The organism is Gorillibacterium sp. sgz306347 (assembly GCF_059735245.1).
Window position 1 is genome coordinate 1 of the sequence record NZ_JCAPET010000041.1, and the last position, 17,997, is coordinate 17,997.

Sequence of the window (17,997 nt, forward strand, 5' to 3'; positions counted from 1 at the left end):
GCGAATGGGAAGCTCCCATGAAATTCCCGGTTCCTTCGCACCTCAAATTTTGTCGAAAACGGGAGTTTTTTCGTTAAAGTGCGAAATGTCAAGGAAAATGCTATGCTTTTTTGTTATCATAGAGACTGGAAGACGAGTTGAATTTATCTTGGTATAAGATGAATTCGGCAATTTTTCGCTGTCGCACCCCATGCGGGGTGCGTGGATTGAAACCCGTGATATCGCTGCAAAGAATCTCAATTTGCATGTCGCACCCCATGCGGGGTGCGTGGATTGAAACTGTTCCTCTTTACAACGATTTACCACGTTACATGTCGCACCCCATGCGGGGTGCGTGGATTGAAACGGGAACATGTAACGCTCTTCCTGAAGGTCCATCGTCGCACCCCATGCGGGGTGCGTGGATTGAAACATGAAGTACGGGGAAAAGAAAAACATCCCGCGCAGTCGCACCCCATGCGGGGTGCGTGGATTGAAACATCTTCAAGCACAATGCCATCCTGCGGGGGATTAAGTCGCACCCCATGCGGGGTGCGTGGATTGAAACATCCGACGATGATAGCGACGACGACGAAACGTCTGTCGCACCCCATGCGGGGTGCGTGGATTGAAACACGTGGAGCCGCTCTGGAATGGTCCGGGCACGGTTGGTCGCACCCCATGCGGGGTGCGTGGATTGAAACTGGACTCATGACATCCCCCACCCCCCATATACCCGTCGCACCCCATGCGGGGTGCGTGGATTGAAACTATCATGCAAACAAGGATCGGATTAACCCGGTCCGCAAGTCGCACCCCATGCGGGGTGCGTGGATTGAAACCATTTCTGCCTGCGGCGCAGCGACCGGCTCCTCGTCGCACCCCATGCGGGGTGCGTGGATTGAAACATACGTAAACCTCCGTTAAACGTAGTATAACGCTGTCGCACCCCATGCGGGGTGCGTGGATTGAAACGTGTGGGCGTTGCGATCAAGCTCATACCCTCGAGTCGCACCCCATGCGGGGTGCGTGGATTGAAACGTTGATTTGGTCGATCAGATCATTGTGGGATTTTGTCGCACCCCATGCGGGGTGCGTGGATTGAAACTCCGTTAATCTGCACCCTGTTATCAACCTTAATCGGTCGCACCCCATGCGGGGTGCGTGGATTGAAACCTTTTCATGGAAGTTAAAAAAGACGACAATTGCTGAGGTCGCACCCCATGCGGGGTGCGTGGATTGAAACTCGTTTAACGCCGGTGCCGCTCGATCGACGTACCGGGTCGCACCCCATGCGGGGTGCGTGGATTGAAACCCGGATGCAGGATCTTCGCTGCGGTCATATCGTATACGTCGCACCCCATGCGGGGTGCGTGGATTGAAACGTTAATATCGCGTTAGTATAGCCGACGAAAACCGTCGCACCCCATGCGGGGTGCGTGGATTGAAACTGAACGATGATGTTTTTCTTCCGGCTATTCCGGCGTCGCACCCCATGCGGGGTGTGTGGATTGAAACGATGCCGAGGATCTGGCCGAGCTTGCGCGCCGCGGGGGCGCACCCCGCGCGGGTGCGTGGATTGAAACACCTTCAGCGGTCTTTCGAGGAATTTAGGACGTGTGCGTCGCACCCCATGCGGGTGCGTGGATTGAATCCGACGCAGCTGCTCGACTGGCCGACGCCGAACCGGGTCGCACCCCACGCGGGTGTGTGGATTGAAACATCGCGCTCATTGTCTCAAAGTTTAGAACGAATTGAGTCGTACCCCTCGCGAGTGCGTGGATTGAAACCAAGTAAAGAATATGTTTTGGTCGCTCTCATAGCCTGAAGCCCCCCACACGGGAGCATGATTAATTTCTAAGTGAAAATAGTGGAAGACCAAATACCCCCTTTTTACCACATCATGTTTGTTGTCCCAACTAAATGTACGCATCTTTTGAACAGCCCCGCGAAATTTCTCGCAGGGTGTTTTTGCATTTGCAGATTTCCTCAGAACTAGGCAGGATATCCCAAAATGTTTGGCGAATACTTACATAACTGTGCGATTGCATCAAGAATCAGTCGAAATTTGCGTGTGGGTATGCAACTTTGTGCCTGGCAGATAGGATGAGGACATGTTTGAACACATCGAGACGTTGACCTTGCGAATTACATTTGCAGCGAAAGCCGAGGGGACTTTGCCGCCGTATCTGGGCTCTACCCTTCGCGGAGTGTTGGGGCATTGCATGCGTGAGTTTGTTTGTACGTTCCCGGATCTCCGTTGTCACCTCTGCCATCGAGCAGCGGCCTGCGCGTATGCGGTTCATTTTTGCTCGCCGGGCCATGAGGCGGGTGCGGTTAACCCGTTTGTTTTGCGAGTCCTGACACAAGGGAAAACCCATTGGAAAGAAGGGGACCTGTGCGAGTTTGAGCTGGTTTTAATCGGACGCTCAACCCAGCATACGGGTCTTTTTTTGGATGCGCTTCAGGAAATGGGGGCACGGGGATGGGGAGCTTCACGAGTTCCTTTTGAATTGGTTCAGGTCATCGATCCGCTCCGTGAAACGTTGATTTGGAACGCCGGAAAGGCCTGGATGCGAAATTGCCAATCTGAACCTCTTCTCGTTCAAGAGAAAAAAGCAACGGCCGCCATTGTTCGGTTCCATTCCCCTGTGCGGATTTTAGTCAGCCGCAAACTTTGCAATCGTTTGGCCTTTTCGGACTTGATGCAGTCGGTGATTCGGCGGATCGCATTGCTTTCAGCGGCTTATACCGATGTTCGTCTGAATTGGGACGAAGAGGCGGTTATCCAGGCGGCCCGAACCATTCAAACCGCGAGCGAATCCTGGAAGGTGGTCCCTTTCGAGCGTTATTCCATGACCCAAGGGGGGAAATTGCAATTGGCCGCCATTCAGGGATGGGCACGCTATGAGGGGGATTTGACTCCATTTACGCCTATCCTGGAGGCCGGGAAGGTGCTGCATGCGGGCAAGAACGCGACTATTGGATTTGGGCACTATTCGGTAGCTTATGATCGATAATGGAAGGAGACATTGTGATGGCGAAACACAAAAGCGCATCCAACCAAGAAGAGAAACTGATTAATAAACAAATCAAGACGATACAAAAAATAGATGAAAACTACATCGATTTAAACAAATCCATAGTGAATCAACTGCGTTTGAGTACCCCTAATCACCAACTGACAACAGGTACTTATCGGGAAGTTGTTTGGATGAATCTTTTCCAGCAAATCATTCCACGGAAATTTTGTATAGATCAAGGGGTCTTTATTATAGACTCATTCGGTCAAATTTCAGCTGAGATCGATATTGCGATCTTTGATGAACAATATACACCTTACATATTCAATTATGGAGAAATCAAATTCATTCCTATTGAAGCCGTTGCTGTTGTTGTGCAATGCAAAAGCGACAATTTAAAAGTAAAGAATCTCGTAGAATGGTCAAAAAGTGTGTCTCGATTGAAAACTGCTTATAACTCTGTTGCTCGCATAAACACTGGCTTGATTCGAAACGATCTTGAGAATGATTTTTTGAGTTATAAACTAGCGAAGGAGGCTGTTGCAGCTAAGGAAAAGGGGGCCAGAGAATTGCCACCCAAATCCCAAACGGCTACACGTCCGTTACAAATTCTTTGCACTACTTCAACTGATCAGGTTGTTAAAAAAATTGAAGAGCGCTTTGACATGATATTGCAAATTCAAGGAGATTCTCTATCTAAGATTATTAGAAATGAAGAAGCTTGGGACTACCTGGATTGGTATGATCAATTAAATCACTTTCACCATAAGCGCTATGGGCAAGACGAAAAAAAACTGCAGGAAGTAAAGCTTGATATCACAAAATTAAAAAATGAACAACAATCTCCAGCAGGTTCAGCAAAACAAGAGAATCATAATTGGAAACTTAGTGATTTGAAAGTCACTGACGTTACGAACGGTCAGGAAAATGTATTACTCTCTTTAATCTTTCAAATGAACCAATTGCTGATGCTAATCAATAACCCCATGCTATTTCCGCACAAAGCCTACGTGGAAATGTTCAAGAATAATTATGCGAATTACAGAACACTGAACCCACAAAAAGCGGAGGAAGGTGCAGCCAAATGAAAACCGAGCAATCAACCCAACTCCTTGCCATTTACGACGTCAGCGGGATTCAGGAGTACATTTTCTCTTCCAGCGAACTGAGGGAAAACATCGGAGCCTCCCGGATTGTCGGGTTTGTCCTTAAATATCATCTGGTTGAGGTTTTGCGTGAAACGGCCGAGCGGCTGGAGATGAAGGTTTGTCTGGATTGGGAGACCGAGGAGACGTTCCGTATCGCCGATCCCGATTCCGGGATTCAGGCGGAAATCGTGTACAACGGTGGCGGCAGCGCCGTCCTTGCGTTTCGGGACGAAGCCTTGTACCGGGCCGTGAATGTTGCGTTTGCCAAAAGGCTGATCGAAATCAGCTACTCCCTCTCTTTTGCTACTGCTGTTATACATACGGATTTTGCCAAGAACGGATATGCAGCGGATCGGGACGAGTTGAACCGTAAGCTGGAAGCGGCAAAAGCCAATATGCTGCGGCCTCGGCCAATAAACGGTTTTCCGATTTGCGAGCAGGAGGGGGTTAGCGGGCTGCCCATTACCCGATACGACCCGCACCTGGGCAGTCTCTCCACCGTTCAGGCTTTAAAGCGACAAGCGGCGGAAAAAGAGAGCGCCGGACCGAATGATCCCGATTCCTCTGCGACCTCCTTGCATAACCCATCTTCTCCAAAACCGCAAAATCGCTTGTTTTCTCCTCCGGTTGGTCTGGAAGCGTATTACAAGTATGCATTTGAGATGAGCGAGCTGGCGGATCAGCCGGGTGAGGACAGTTATGTGGCAATTGTGCACGTTGATGGAAACGGCATGGGGGTGCAACTAAAGGAACAGATTGCTGCATTCGCGCATGAGCCCTATGCCGAGCAAGTTAAGCGTATGCGCCGCCTCTCTTCTGCCATTACAGCGGAGTATCGCAAGCTTTTTGACGAGATGGTCAGGGAATTGGCAGAATCGGAAGACTTACAACTCAAAGAAGATCAAAAGGACGGAAAACGGATTTTGCCCATCCGGCCCCTCATTTTGGACGGAGACGATCTGACTTTTATTTGCACGGGTTGTCTGGGCATCCCCTTTGCTGCCCGGATGCTTCGGCTTCTGGAGCGTCAAAGCCGCTCGGAAGGAAGGATGACCTTATCCGCTTGCGCCGGAGTGGCGCTGGTGCATAGTCACTTTCCGTTTAACCTGGCTTACGAAATTGCGGAGGCTTGCTGTCAGGAGGCCAAGAAAGAGCGCCTGAAAAATGACAGTCAAACCGGCTACCTGGATTTCCATCTGGTCCGGGGCAGCTATGTTCGGGATTTGAAGCAGCTGCGCAGTACGGTGTACAAAAAGGACAACTTGCTGAAGCGGCCATACCGGGTTTCCGCCGAACGGGACTTTACGAATGCCGACTCGATGGATTGGCTGGATGCTTTTCTTCGGGAGATGGATCGCAAGAATGAATTCGGGGAGTATACATTGCCGCGTTCTCGTCTTAAAAGTCTGTACGAAGCCTACTTGTCGCAGTCGGAGGAGCAGGTTGGTGTATTGCTGGAGGAATCGGCGTCGCGCGGAATTCGCCTGTGCATTCCCAAAGAAGACCCTCGGGCCTCCGGTTTGAAGGAGGACCAGCCATTTTCTTTTGATGCGCTTGAGTTGATGGAACTGTATAAAGCAGCGGCTTTTGAACCGCTTGACGAACCGGTTTATGAAGGAGCGACACCATGAACAGAGCGTGGCTGAAAATTGAATTGAAAAGCGACTTGTGTGCGGCCTCCGGCGACGGAGTTGCGGGAATGGTCGATGCCGACCTGGCTCACGAATCCGGGTTGCCGATCATCCCGGCAAAGCGGCTGAAGGGTTGTTTGCGTGACGCGGGACTGGAGCTCTGCGCTTGGAAGCTGCTTGATGAAGACGTCATGAAACGATTGTTTGGCGAACCGGGTCAAGCAATAGGGGGAGCTATGCTTCTCTCGGATGCTCGCTTGGCGAAAGTGAACGGTTTTGGCGATCTCGCCGATTATAATGAATTGCTGCGGCAGGTAAAGCAGCCGGGAGGGTTAGCGCCGGATGAGCTGCTGCATGAGCTGACAGCCTTGCGCACGCGCACAGCCATTGATGATAAAACCGGCGGTGCCGCAGACGGAACCCTGCGAACCCTGCGGGTTCTGCCCAAAGGAACGGTTTTGCGCGCGGAAGTAACCTTGGAGGCAGGTGCAGCATTCCCTGAGCTTCAGCAGGCACTTGAGTATTGCGTCAAAGGGCTGCGGCATATAGGCCTCGGGCGCACACGCGGGTTGGGAGAGGTCAGTTGTGAACTGGAATGGGAGAGGGACGAACCCCGTCTGAAACTGACGGAGGATACTTCGCCGGTCGCGTCGTTTGATCCCGAAGAAGAAGTCGAGTGGCAGTTTCAGCTTCGGCTTGATTTTCCCGTGTTGATTGCCGGTAGCGATGGTATGTATCAATCAAGCGAAGACTGGATTCCCGGAAGCGCCTTGCTTGGCGCACTTGCCGGCATGTACATAGCGGATCATAAGCTTGGCGAACGCGCCCACGAGGATGACGGGTTTGCGCGTATGTTTCTGCGCGGCGGCGTCTCTTTTGGGTACGCTTATCCGCAACAGGACGGTGTTATATTCACGCCATGCCCGGTTTCCTGGCATCGGGTTAAAGGCGCCGATAAAGGGTTTGATTTGCGCGACGACAGACCGAAAGGGGAAGTGTTGCGCACGATTCGAGGGCTTGGAACTTTGCAGAAGAACGAAACGGGAAGCCTGAAACTCCGTCTGCACGAACCGTTAAAAGAAGTCCGGATGCACCATGCCCGCCCAATGGACCGGGGGATAGGACACGCACTCGGCCCGGACGGCGGACCCAATCAAGGGCAATTTTATCAATATGTCTCGTTACAGGCCGGGCAGCAATTCGGAGGTTCTTGGCGGGGAAAAGCAGGCGATATTGCATTGCTGGAGACGTGTTTACGCAAACGGGATTATCGTCTTCGCCTGGGGCGCTCGCGAACCGCGGAGTATGGGCAAGTGACGCTTTTGCCTGTTGGGGTTCGTTCTCTTCAAGCAACGTCTTCCTCCGACGCGCGGGAAGCAATGCTTTTCGATGTCGAATTGGTCTCCCCTATGCTTTTGCTAAACGAAATGGGACAAGCGGAACCGGACCCGCGTTGGCTGGTTCAGGAAATGGAGGCTGTCCTCAAGCCATCCGCCGGAGAACATATGGTTTGCCAATTGAAAAATGCTTTTGTCGCCTACACCTCGTTGTCCGGCTACAACGCCAAATGGCGCATGCCCAAGCCCCGGCATCAGGCGCTAGCCGCCGGTACGGTCATCCGGATTTCCACCACACAACCTGTAAAGTTGGCTGAAGTGGAGTCCCGTTCGTGGGGACTGCTTACAGGCGAAGGCAATGGCCGGATAAAGACGGTAGTGGTAGAGGCATCGGACGGAAAACAAGGACAGAAGCAGACGGACTTTATCATTGGGAATGAAAAAGGCGATGAGGTTCTTGCAAAGCCGGGGGCTACAGAAGAGCATACAAACGGTGAGCCCTCGCAGCTTCATCCTTTTCTCGTCCATGTTACCGACCAAAAAGCGGCGGAAGCGACACGCTTGAGCGAGATGAAGGCGGGGAGAGATGCGGCACAACTGGAGATCCAACAAACCCAAACGAATCTCCCCTGGAATTCGACCAAACTTCATCAATTGCTGGAACTGAACCGAACCGCGGAAGACGGCAAGGCGTGGGTGGAAGCGATTGAGCGCCTGACGAAGAAACAAGCGAATCAAGCGGAAATCGATGGGCCAACGCAACAAGACAACGATCCCTATCTGGAGCTGGCATTGAACTACAGGCATGTTAGCCGCGACTTCCGGACGGGCCTGCTGGAGCGCTTAAAATTGGCGGTACGCAAGAACAATCAGGAAAGGGGAGGCGCTCAATGAGTGCGGATAACGTCATGACTACCAATCCTATTGATTACCGGATGTGCCTCCAGGCGACAGGAACCCTTGCTTCTCCGTTGCTAATCGGCTCCGGTGAACAGGAAGAGACGGATCACGATGTAATGGTCCGAATGAATGGGGACCAGAAAGAGCCTTTTGTACCCGGCAGCGCTTTGGCAGGCGTGTTCCGGCACTGTCTTCTGGAACGGTTGCACAAAGAGCATGAGGAAAAGATACGGCCCATCATTGATACGTTATTTGGCGCACCGGTCAGCGGAACAAGCAAAGAAAACGAACACGCACGGCAAAGCCCTCTAATTATCTACGACATGGAGCTTGCCGGTGCCCGTTTCGGTGAACGGGACGGCGTTCGCTTGGACGAATACAAAACGGCTGACCATACCGGAAAATACGTGGTGCAAGTAGTCGAACGCGGAGCCAGGTGGACACTGCGGATGGAATGGCTTCGCCGGGCGTCTGATCAATCGGATGGCCGTCCTATTCTTTTTGAACTGGTGCGGGCTTTGGCAGATGGAACTGTAACGCTGGGAGCCAAGAGCCGGCGAGGGTTCGGGAAACTGCGGGTGGAGCAAGTTTCTGCCCGCGAATTTGACCACACCAACCCGGAAGACAGCGGAAAATGGCTGGATTGGCGATGGGGAGAAGATGCTTTTGCCGATGGCGAAACCTGGACCTTTGATGCCAACGGACAGCCAGTAGGAGCCTACTGGCCTGGTGAGACGAAGCTTTCTTTTTCCCGTACGATCACCGTGCCTCTCCGGGTCAACCAAACGTTAATGATCCGGCGTTATGCAAGCTTTGGCACCGACGACGTGGATTATGAGCAGTTGACTGGCATAGAGCAAGGCACGAACATCAAAGGCAACGGTGAGGCGCAACCCTTTGCCATTATCCCGGGCTCCAGCTGGATGGGGGCCATTCGCTCCAGAATAACGGCGATTATGGGAGATTTGGGTGTTCCTCTTCAACAAGCCAGGGAACAATTGCAGTCTATACTTGGCACATGGCTGCCAAAACCGGGGGAAGCAAGAGGCAACAACAGCAGCAGCAAATTGCTTGCCTCTAAGGTAAAGGTGGAGGAGTCCATTGTACGCGGCGGGCATCCCTTGCTCATGACCCGAGTTGCGATTGACCGATTTACCGGGGGGACGATAGATGGAAGACTTTATTCCAGCAAGCCATGGATCGGAGGAGAAACCGACCTGGTTTTTCATGTCATGGAGGAGAGGAAAGAGAGTGGGAACGTGGGGACGGAAGTCATTCTTGGACTCCTGCTTTGGGCAGTGAAGGATCTGTGTTCCGGGTTGCTCGCCGTTGGCGGAGAAACCGCCTATGGACGGGGCGTTTTTGAGGGGCGTGGAGCAATCATGGCGGACGGAAAAGAGCTTGCTCCCGAAGAGGAGACATTTTACATGAAGGCAGCTTTGAAATGGTGCCGGGATTTGGCGGAACCGGGGGGGACAGCATGAAGGTGATCGATCAGGATGGTCTGAGGATAATAACGGTAGAGTCCGATGTTATCCGCAGTGGAGTTGCCGAGGCGGCTGAAGTGGGTTCTCTTTACCACGCGTTGCTAGAGGAAAAGGCATGGGTGTATGCCGTGCTGGATGATGCGGTTTGCCTGGGCAAGTTGGCGGGTGGAGAAATTTTGCTTGGCCTTGGTCAGGAACAAAGGGTAGCTGTTTTAGACGACATGAAAACCGTCCAGGAATTGCGCATCTTTACGGCAGAAGAGGAGTTTCGAGCGATCCGGCTGTCCACCGGGCTGTATCAATGGCGGCATCGAGCTGACAAACCAGGTGCTCAAAGTAGCGGTGTGGATGTTCTGGATGAAACGCAGAAACTTTGGGGAGCTGCCAAGACAGGTCCCGATTCCAATGGGTGGTCCCTGCTTTCCACCGACCGGGGCAGCCGGCTTTATCTTCCCGAGCAGGTGAACAAGGGGGAGGAACGGGGCATTCGGATCCGGCATTATCTTTCTTTCAACGAGCAAAACGAGTCAAGCCGCTATCCCCTGTATCGTTTTTACGACAACCGGATGATGGATTTCACGAAATGGCCGCCGGAAGCGCCGGGAAAGGAGCAATAGAGTATGAGAAGCGATGGCTGGAGGGAAATAGAGGGTGAGCGCTTTGTGAACCCCTATAATTTTGTGCCATTAGAGAAGAATTGCGAGCGGCGAAATCCGGCGTCCGACGAGACCTCCGCTGAAAAACGCTATACCGGCTACATGGAGTGCACACTGGAGCCTTTGACGCCGCTTTTTATCCCTAACACCTCCAACGAACAAGCGTTGCACCGTGAGGGAGATAATGCGGAAGGGCGAAGCTATAATTTTTTCAGTTACGAAGATTTAACCCGTTCTCCCAAGGATGGCTATTATGAACCGGTTATTCCCGGCTCTGAAATTCGCGGGACGGTGCGCAGCGTATTTGAAGCGGCGTTTAACGGCTGCATGTCTTCGGTGATGCAGGACCGGCCGTTGCACAGGCGGACGAATGTAGTGAAGGAACCGGGTATTCTCAGAAAATCCGAAAGTGGATGGGTTATCATCCCTTGCAAGCGATACAAGCTTGAGACAAAAGGAAAACAAAAAAAACAGGAAGGAAAGTTTTTGTCTATATACATGCAGTCAAAAGAAGGCGAGCAGCTGCATCTGGAAGTAGACAGAAAGAGTAAAATTATTAATATAAGCAAGTCAGGGTATAGAAAAGGTTTTTTGCACAAAGGAGAACCTTTTGAGACCAAACGTTTTGAATCGGTCTTTGAAAATCCCAAAGAAAATAATTTTCTCCATGTTCCGAACGAAGAAATCCAGCGCTTGAGCGAATTGCTGTCTTTATATCGGAATGAAAAACATAATGGTCATCTTTTCAAAGAGCACGAAGGATATCCTGATTTCAACTTCTCAGAATCCTCGGAATCGTTTTATTTAGTGTACTATTCACCCGTTCGCATGAAGGGTGGGGGAACAGAAGCCAGATTCTTATCACCCGCGATGATGTCCAATGAAGTATTTCATCGGAAGATTGGTGATTTGTTAGGAGAGCATCAACCATGTACCAGTAGAGAATGCCTTTGCCCGGCTTGCTCGCTGTTCGGGATGATCACGACCGAAAGTACTGGGAAGTCGCAAGCCTCCAAGCTTCGCTTCGAAGATGCCCGAATCGTGGAATACCAAGAAGGAGAGGATTGGGGCAAACGATATCTTTCCGACACGACCCTGCCTGAAATGGGAGTGCCGAAACCGGCAACAGCAGAGTTTTATAGCTTTTTGAAAAGCAATCGTGTGCCGAATGCACGAAAGACCCTGTTGGATATGTGGACGTATGACTATAAGGTCTCCGGTGTAAGAACAATGCTGGAAGATCATGAACTTCAGCTGCGGGGAAGAAAATTTTACTGGCATAGCGATACTTGGAGAAAGTATGAAAACGTTCAAGAAGAGCTAAGCGCCATGAGGCAACGGATTCGACCTCTGAAAGATGGAAAAGCCAATGCTTTTCAATTTCGCGTATATTTTGAGCAAATCGGTGAAGAAGAACTTAAAAAATTGAGGTGGGCGCTTGGCTTTAACGGCGACCAAAGTCTGGCGCACAAGATTGGCAGAGCCAAACCACTCGGCTTTGGCAGTGTTCGAATTTCTGTCGCTGATATCATGGTGCGGTCTATTCAGCCGGATAAACCGTGGTCTTTAAGCTCACTTGAACTACCAGCAAATGAACCGAGTGTCCCGAAATCTTTGAGAATTATGCTGAATTGGGAGGGGAAGCCTCAGTTTGTCTCTTATCCGCTTGGAGAAGGGGATAACAAGGATGCAGCTAATAATGAAGCATCTCATCAATGGTTTAGCGGGAATCGCTCCCAAAGCAGCAAGTTTGCTAAGATATTGCCAACGCCAGAAGATGAAGTGGACAAAACCTGTTCGAATGGCTGGCTATATAAAATGAAGAAAAGATGAGATTGTAGATAGAATCTATGGAGCAACGGCGGTGCGAATGGGAAGCTCCCATGAAATTCCCGGTTCCTTCGCACCTGTCAGATTTTGTCGAAATCGGTAGTTTTTCGTTGTAGTGTAAAATGTCAAGGAAAATGCTATGCCTATTTGTTATCATTGGGATAGAAAACAAGTAGAATTTATCTTGATTCAAGATAAATTCGGCAATTTTCCGCTGTCGCACCCCATGTGGGTGCGTGGATTGAAACCTTGACGGGTGCGCATGTTCAATCCTCCTTGTTAGTCGCACCCCATGTGGGTGCGTGGATTGAAACTTACCCGAGGTTGACCGTGAGGCGTTACAGAAAGGCGTCGCACCCCATGTGGGTGCGTGGATTGAAACGCGACAACCAGCGGAAGGAGGCGTAATCACCGTGGTCGCACCCCATGTGGGTGCGTGGATTGAAACTTGGCGAAAAGCCTTTTGACGGAGCGCAAGTTAAGTCGCACCCCATGTGGGTGCGTGGATTGAAACGGAGAGGGCGTCCTCAATCAGTTCACTTGATACCGTAGTCGCACCCCATGTGGGTGCGTGGATTGAAACCTCCCGCACCACGCATTTCTTATGGCCTTTTATCCGTCGCACCCCATGTGGGTGCGTGGATTGAAACTCGGATTTCATCGAAATCACGTTCCTGCATAAAATGTCGCACCCCATGTGGGTGCGTGGATTGAAACGGGATGTGGACGGATAGTGTTAAACTTTCCGGGGCTGTCGCACCCCATGTGGGTGCGTGGATTGAAACACGCCCTCGCCAAACCCCAGCGGGTAGAGGCGCGTGCAAGTCGCACCCCATGTGGGTGCGTGGATTGAAACTGAAGCGCAGATTGTCAGCTTCGCGGCCGCGCTGTGTCGCACCCCATGTGGGTGCGTGGATTGAAACTTTGCCTAATTGGTCCTCGAATGTCCACGCCCGGTCGCACCCCATGTGGGTGCGTGGATTGAAACTTCGTCCACTGATGCCAAGCTTTTAGCGTCAGAAGTCGCACCCCATGTGGGTGCGTGGATTGAAACTGGCAAGTTCCCGAAGCTTAGGGCTGACCTTTTGCGTCGCACCCCATGTGGGTGCGTGGATTGAAACGGACGCCTCTTGCTGCGCATCGCTGATAATTGCTTGTCGCACCCCATGTGGGTGCGTGGATTGAAACGCCACCTCGATCCGGTTTTGGTCATTGGTGTCCGGCGGTCGCACCCCATGTGGGTGCGTGGATTGAAACCTTGAGGAAAACGGCCGGTTTTTGGCCAGCGTTCGTCGCACCCCATGTGGGTGCGTGGATTGAAACAATATTGCCTGCAGCATCGAGCGGTTTGACTGGAAAGTCGCACCCCATGTGGGTGCGTGGATTGAAACCGGAGCTGTTTCGTAACCGTGAATATTCTCGGGCGGTCGCACCCCATGTGGGTGCGTGGATTGAAACCACGACTTTGTCCCGAGGTCCATGGAGTCCCGGGTCGCACCCCATGTGGGTGCGTGGATTGAAACAATATCCGATTCAAACCCTTCATCTTTGCGATTGGTCGCACCCCATGTGGGTGCGTGGATTGAAACTCGCGGGTCATGATCGACATGTCCAGCGCCGTGCAAAGTCGCACCCCATGTGGGTGCGTGGATTGAAACCGGACCAAATGCCTCTCCATTTTGGCGTACGCCGTCGTCGCACCCCATGTGGGTGCGTGGATTGAAACACCGGAAATGGCATCGGCATGGACATGCACCAATACGTCGCACCCCATGTGGGTGCGTGGATTGAAACGCGGCATCCGCTGGTCCTCTTGCGGAAGCGCGAAGTCGCACCCCATGTGGGTGCGTGGATTGAAACATCAACAGATATCGAGATCATTGCGAACCCCCCGTCGCACCCCATGTGGGTGCGTGGATTGAAACAGATCGTCGATAAAATCGCGGTCGATTTCACGGCCCGTCGCACCCCATGTGGGTGCGTGGATTGAAACTCGACCGGCAGATCGAGAACATGGAGAAGACCAGTCGCACCCCATGTGGGTGCGTGGATTGAAACTTCACTCCTTCGCTATATACGTCTACCGCGAATCACGTCGCACCCCATGTGGGTGCGTGGATTGAAACTTCGATCCATTTCCGTTTTTCCGCAATCGGTAGCGTCGCACCCCATGTGGGTGCGTGGATTGAAACGTCCATGCGCGTCACCCTGAACTGGCGTGTTCTGTCGCACCCCATGTGGGTGCGTGGATTGAAACCGCATGTTGACGTATCCGCCCTTGGCCCGCTCCTGGGTCGCACCCCATGTGGGTGCGTGGATTGAAACCCCGCCTGTTCCCGTAACCTCGCCCAAATACTCGGTCGCACCCCATGTGGGTGCGTGGATTGAAACTAACCGAATCCTACCATGCCAGCGGCTGGAATCACCGTCGCACCCCATGTGGGTGCGTGGATTGAAACCTTTATTTCTTTGCCCTCAAAATCAAACGGCCGAAGTCGCACCCCATGTGGGTGCGTGGATTGAAACAGGCGTTTTCGATCTATGAGCGGTTGAGCCCGGGTCGCACCCCATGTGGGTGCGTGGATTGAAACTGCGCAAACTCCTTTTTGACCAAGCTGTGACATCGTCGCACCCCATGTGGGTGCGTGGATTGAAACATCCACCTCCGCCGTTGTACACCGGCATTTGATTTGTCGCACCCCATGTGGGTGCGTGGATTGAAACATAGCACGGGACACAAAACCCGGCTTGACCGCAAGGTCGCACCCCATGTGGGTGCGTGGATTGAAACATAGCACGGGACACAAAACCCGGCTTGACCGCAAGGTCGCACCCCATGTGGGTGCGTGGATTGAAACTGCCCGGCCCCGCAATCCATGCCCGCGCTGATGCACCGTCGCACCCCATGTGGGTGCGTGGATTGAAACAACCACGGAAGCACAACCGCTTTACGCTTGGGCTGTCGCACCCCATGTGGGTGCGTGGATTGAAACAGTAAGAGCGGATTACGACCCGTTTCCGCGTGTCAGTCGCACCCCATGTGGGTGCGTGGATTGAAACCGGTACGACAAGCACCCGTCGTTTGTTTGTCTTTTGTCGCACCCCATGTGGGTGCGTGGATTGAAACTAACCCTCCCTCTACCGTATACTCTCCGCCGCACCGTCGCACCCCATGTGGGTGCGTGGATTGAAACTTATGCGATTTTGTTGTAGGCGTCCCGGCGGACGCGTCGCACCCCATGTGGGTGCGTGGATTGAAACTGGGTATGTCCGGTGTTTTTTCTAAATCATAATCTTGTCGCACCCCAAGTGGGTGCGTGGATTGAAACTCTCGAAGATGGGACCATGATCGCCAGCAAGTTCCGTCGCACCCCTCGCGGGTGGGTGGATTGAACCCGCCTGGGTGACTGGCTGAATTCTAAATTCCTGTCACCCAACAAAAAAAGATCCCTATTCAGGAGGATTTTGTAAGCCCTTGTCGAACTTTCTACCTAAGTCTTTCTCCCCGGGGAAGACGTTGCGTAGGAAGGAGATCTCCATGAACTTTATTGCCCACATTCGAGAAAAGGACAAAGCGGAACAGCCGGTACAAGCCCACTTGCAGGAAGTCGAGGCGCTTTGCCGCCGATTCGGGGGGTCCATCAAGGCTTCAGCATTAGCCGCGTTGGCAGGCCTTTTGCACGATCTTGGCAAGTACACGCATGCATTCTATGTCTACCTACAAAAAGCAGTCGCTCAACCGGATGACCCTCCGCGAAAGGGGTCCGTCGATCATTCAACGGCCGGTGGGCGGCTGCTTTATTTGCGTTATCACCGAAAGACCGATTCTGTCGATGCCAAGCTGGCCGCAGAATGGGTGGCCAATTGCATTATTTCGCATCACCAAGGGCTTCGGGATTTTTACGGCCCGGAGTTCAAGGCTCCTTTTCTGGAAAGGGTGAGGGAGAAGGACCTCCCGGAGTTTGAGCAAGCGGTAGAGCGATTTTTTCAAACTTTCCCCGAGTCCGAACTGGACCGGCGTTTTGAGCAAGCTGTCACCGAGGTCCGTTCCATTCGCCAGAAGATTGCCGGAAAACTGTCTCCCATTGCGGCTTCCTTGCTCGCCAAATGCATCTTCAGTTGTCTGATCGACGCCGACCGGACCGACACCGCCCGCTTTGAAGCAAACGAACTCCCGCCGCCCGAGCTGGACTCTCAAGCTTTTTTTGAGCGGAGTTATCAAAAGCTGCTGAACAAAATCGCAGAATTGGAGCAAGGGGAGGGCGCCGATAATCCGGTCAATCGGTTGCGAGCCGAAATGTCCCGCCAGTGCGACGCTTATGCGGATCGGCCTTCCGGGATCTATACGTTGTCCATTCCGACTGGCGGAGGAAAAACGCTCGCAAGTCTGCGTTACGCTCTGAAGCATGCCAAAGTCACGAGGAAAGAGCGGATTATCTATGTGGTTCCGTTCACTACGATCATTGAGCAGAACGCCGGCGAAGTCCGGAAAATCTTACAGGAAGATGATCTCATCCTGGAACATCACTCCAACGTCATGGATGAAAAAGATCCCGAAAAGGGGGACGAGGCGGAAAGCTACCGAATGGAAAAGCTGAAGCTGGCTCGGGATAACTGGGATCGGCCGGTTATTTTTACGACGATGGTTCAATTACTCAATGCGTTTTACGCCAAAGGGACACGGAACACCCGCCGCTTGCATCGGCTGACCAATGCGGTAGTCATCTTTGATGAGGTGCAGGCCGTGCCGGTCAAATGCGTTTCTCTGTTGAATGCCGCGCTGAATTTCCTGCACTACCTGGGCAACTCCAGCCTGGTTCTCTGCACGGCCACCCAGCCAACACTTGATTTTGTCCGGCATAAGCTGAAGTTGCCCGAGCAGGCGGAAATGGTCGGAAACCTGGAAAATGTCATTAAAAGCTTTAAGCGGGTGGATGTGAAGGATTGTACGACCCCGGACGGTTATAAAGCGGAGGAGTTGGCCGGATTTATTCATGAAAAAATGCAAGACGTCTCCAACATGCTGGTGATTCTGAATACCAAAGCGGCTGTTCGCAAGCTGTTTGAAAGACTGAAAGACGAAGATTGGGTGCAGGAGTCCGCAACGCAAGTGCTCCATTTGAGCACCAACATGTGCGCCGAACACCGAAAAAAAGTGTTGGATGACGTGAAAGAAGCGTTATTGGAGGGCAAACCGATTATTTGCATCAGCACCCAACTGATTGAAGCGGGCGTCGATATCAGTTTTCAATGCGTCATACGATCCCTGGCTGGTCTGGATTCCATCGCACAGGCTGCGGGCCGGTGTAATCGTCACAGAGAAGTCCCGTTAAGAATGGTTTACCTAATCCGATCGGCTGATGAAGTGTTGACTCATTTGCCGGAAATCCGCATCGGGGCAGAGCAGACTCGCCGGATTTTGAATGAGTACCGCGAAAACCCGGCGTTGTACAACCATAACTTGCTGTCCGCTTGTGCAATGCAGGCGTATTTCAACTACTATTATTCCGCCATCAAGGAGGAATTGGATTATCCGGTTCCCAAGTTGGGGAAATCCATCTTTGACCTTTTGAATCGAAACGCGGACTATTTCAATGCATACCATAACAAAAGCGGTACGACTCCGGAATTGGTAAGCCGCCCCGCCTATGCAACTGCAGAGCAATATTTCGAGGCCATCACTTCTCCCGCAAAAGCCGTTCTTGTTCCTTATGGCCCCAAGGGGAGCGAACTGATTGCAGATCTGAATGGAGAACTAGACATCGCTAGCTTAGGAAAGCGATTAAGAGAAGCGCAGCCCTTTATCGTCAATTTGTACGAGCCGGAATGGCGCAAATTGGACAAGGCGGGTGACTTATACCCGCTGCTTCACGGACAAGTCTATGCTTTGCGCGAAACCGCCTATTCTGACGAGTATGGAGTGCGGTCGGACGGAGAGGGTGAGTGGGGCTTTACCGGAACTTGACCCAACATCGAAAAAACCGCTCCCTAGCGGTTTTTTCAAAT

8 protein-coding genes and 2 CRISPR repeat arrays are annotated in these 17,997 nt (G+C 52.2%); all 8 genes read left to right on the forward strand.

The window, feature by feature from the left end; genetic code table 11:
- The first annotated feature begins 180 nt into the window (after window positions 1-180).
- Window positions 181-1,497: direct repeats of the CRISPR family, unit length 33 nt; unit sequence GTCGCACCCCATGCGGGGTGCGTGGATTGAAAC.
- 596 nt (window positions 1,498-2,093) lie between these two features.
- A complete protein-coding gene (gene cas6 / locus AC6I6H_RS17990; RefSeq protein ID WP_497955383.1) occupies window positions 2,094-2,999 on the forward strand; it encodes a CRISPR system precrRNA processing endoribonuclease RAMP protein Cas6 in 906 nt (301 codons plus the stop codon).
- A 17-nt stretch (window positions 3,000-3,016) separates the two neighbouring features.
- Window positions 3,017-4,090 carry a DUF6602 domain-containing protein gene (locus AC6I6H_RS17995; protein ID WP_497955384.1) on the forward strand — a complete coding sequence of 358 codons (1,074 nt, stop codon included), beginning with the start codon at window positions 3,017-3,019 and terminating at the stop codon, window positions 4,088-4,090.
- 248 nt (window positions 4,091-4,338) lie between these two features.
- A complete protein-coding gene (locus AC6I6H_RS18000) occupies window positions 4,339-5,781 on the forward strand; it encodes a Cas10/Cmr2 second palm domain-containing protein (protein WP_497955385.1) in 1,443 nt (480 codons plus the stop codon).
- Window positions 5,778-8,012, forward strand: a complete 2,235-nt coding sequence (locus tag AC6I6H_RS18005; protein WP_497955386.1) for an RAMP superfamily CRISPR-associated protein — start codon at window positions 5,778-5,780, stop codon at window positions 8,010-8,012. Before AC6I6H_RS18000 ends, AC6I6H_RS18005 begins: the two co-directional genes overlap by 4 nt.
- The gene (locus AC6I6H_RS18010; protein WP_497955387.1) at window positions 8,009-9,502 is read left to right on the forward strand and encodes an RAMP superfamily CRISPR-associated protein; all 1,494 of its coding nucleotides are present in this window, start codon (window positions 8,009-8,011) and stop codon (window positions 9,500-9,502) included. The genes AC6I6H_RS18005 and AC6I6H_RS18010 overlap by 4 nt, the downstream gene beginning before the upstream one ends.
- Entirely contained in the window at window positions 9,499-10,122 is a 624-nt protein-coding gene (gene csx19 / locus AC6I6H_RS18015; RefSeq protein ID WP_497955388.1) for a type III-D CRISPR-associated protein Csx19, read from the forward strand. Before AC6I6H_RS18010 ends, csx19 begins: the two co-directional genes overlap by 4 nt.
- A gap of 3 nt (window positions 10,123-10,125) precedes the next feature.
- A complete protein-coding gene (locus AC6I6H_RS18020; RefSeq protein ID WP_497955389.1) occupies window positions 10,126-11,994 on the forward strand; it encodes a TIGR03986 family type III CRISPR-associated RAMP protein in 1,869 nt (622 codons plus the stop codon).
- A gap of 213 nt (window positions 11,995-12,207) precedes the next feature.
- Window positions 12,208-15,387: direct repeats of the CRISPR family, unit length 32 nt; unit sequence GTCGCACCCCATGTGGGTGCGTGGATTGAAAC.
- A 142-nt stretch (window positions 15,388-15,529) separates the two neighbouring features.
- A complete protein-coding gene (cas3, locus tag AC6I6H_RS18025) occupies window positions 15,530-17,956 on the forward strand; it encodes a CRISPR-associated helicase Cas3' (protein ID WP_497955390.1) in 2,427 nt (808 codons plus the stop codon).
- Window positions 17,957-17,997: the final 41 nt, after the last annotated feature.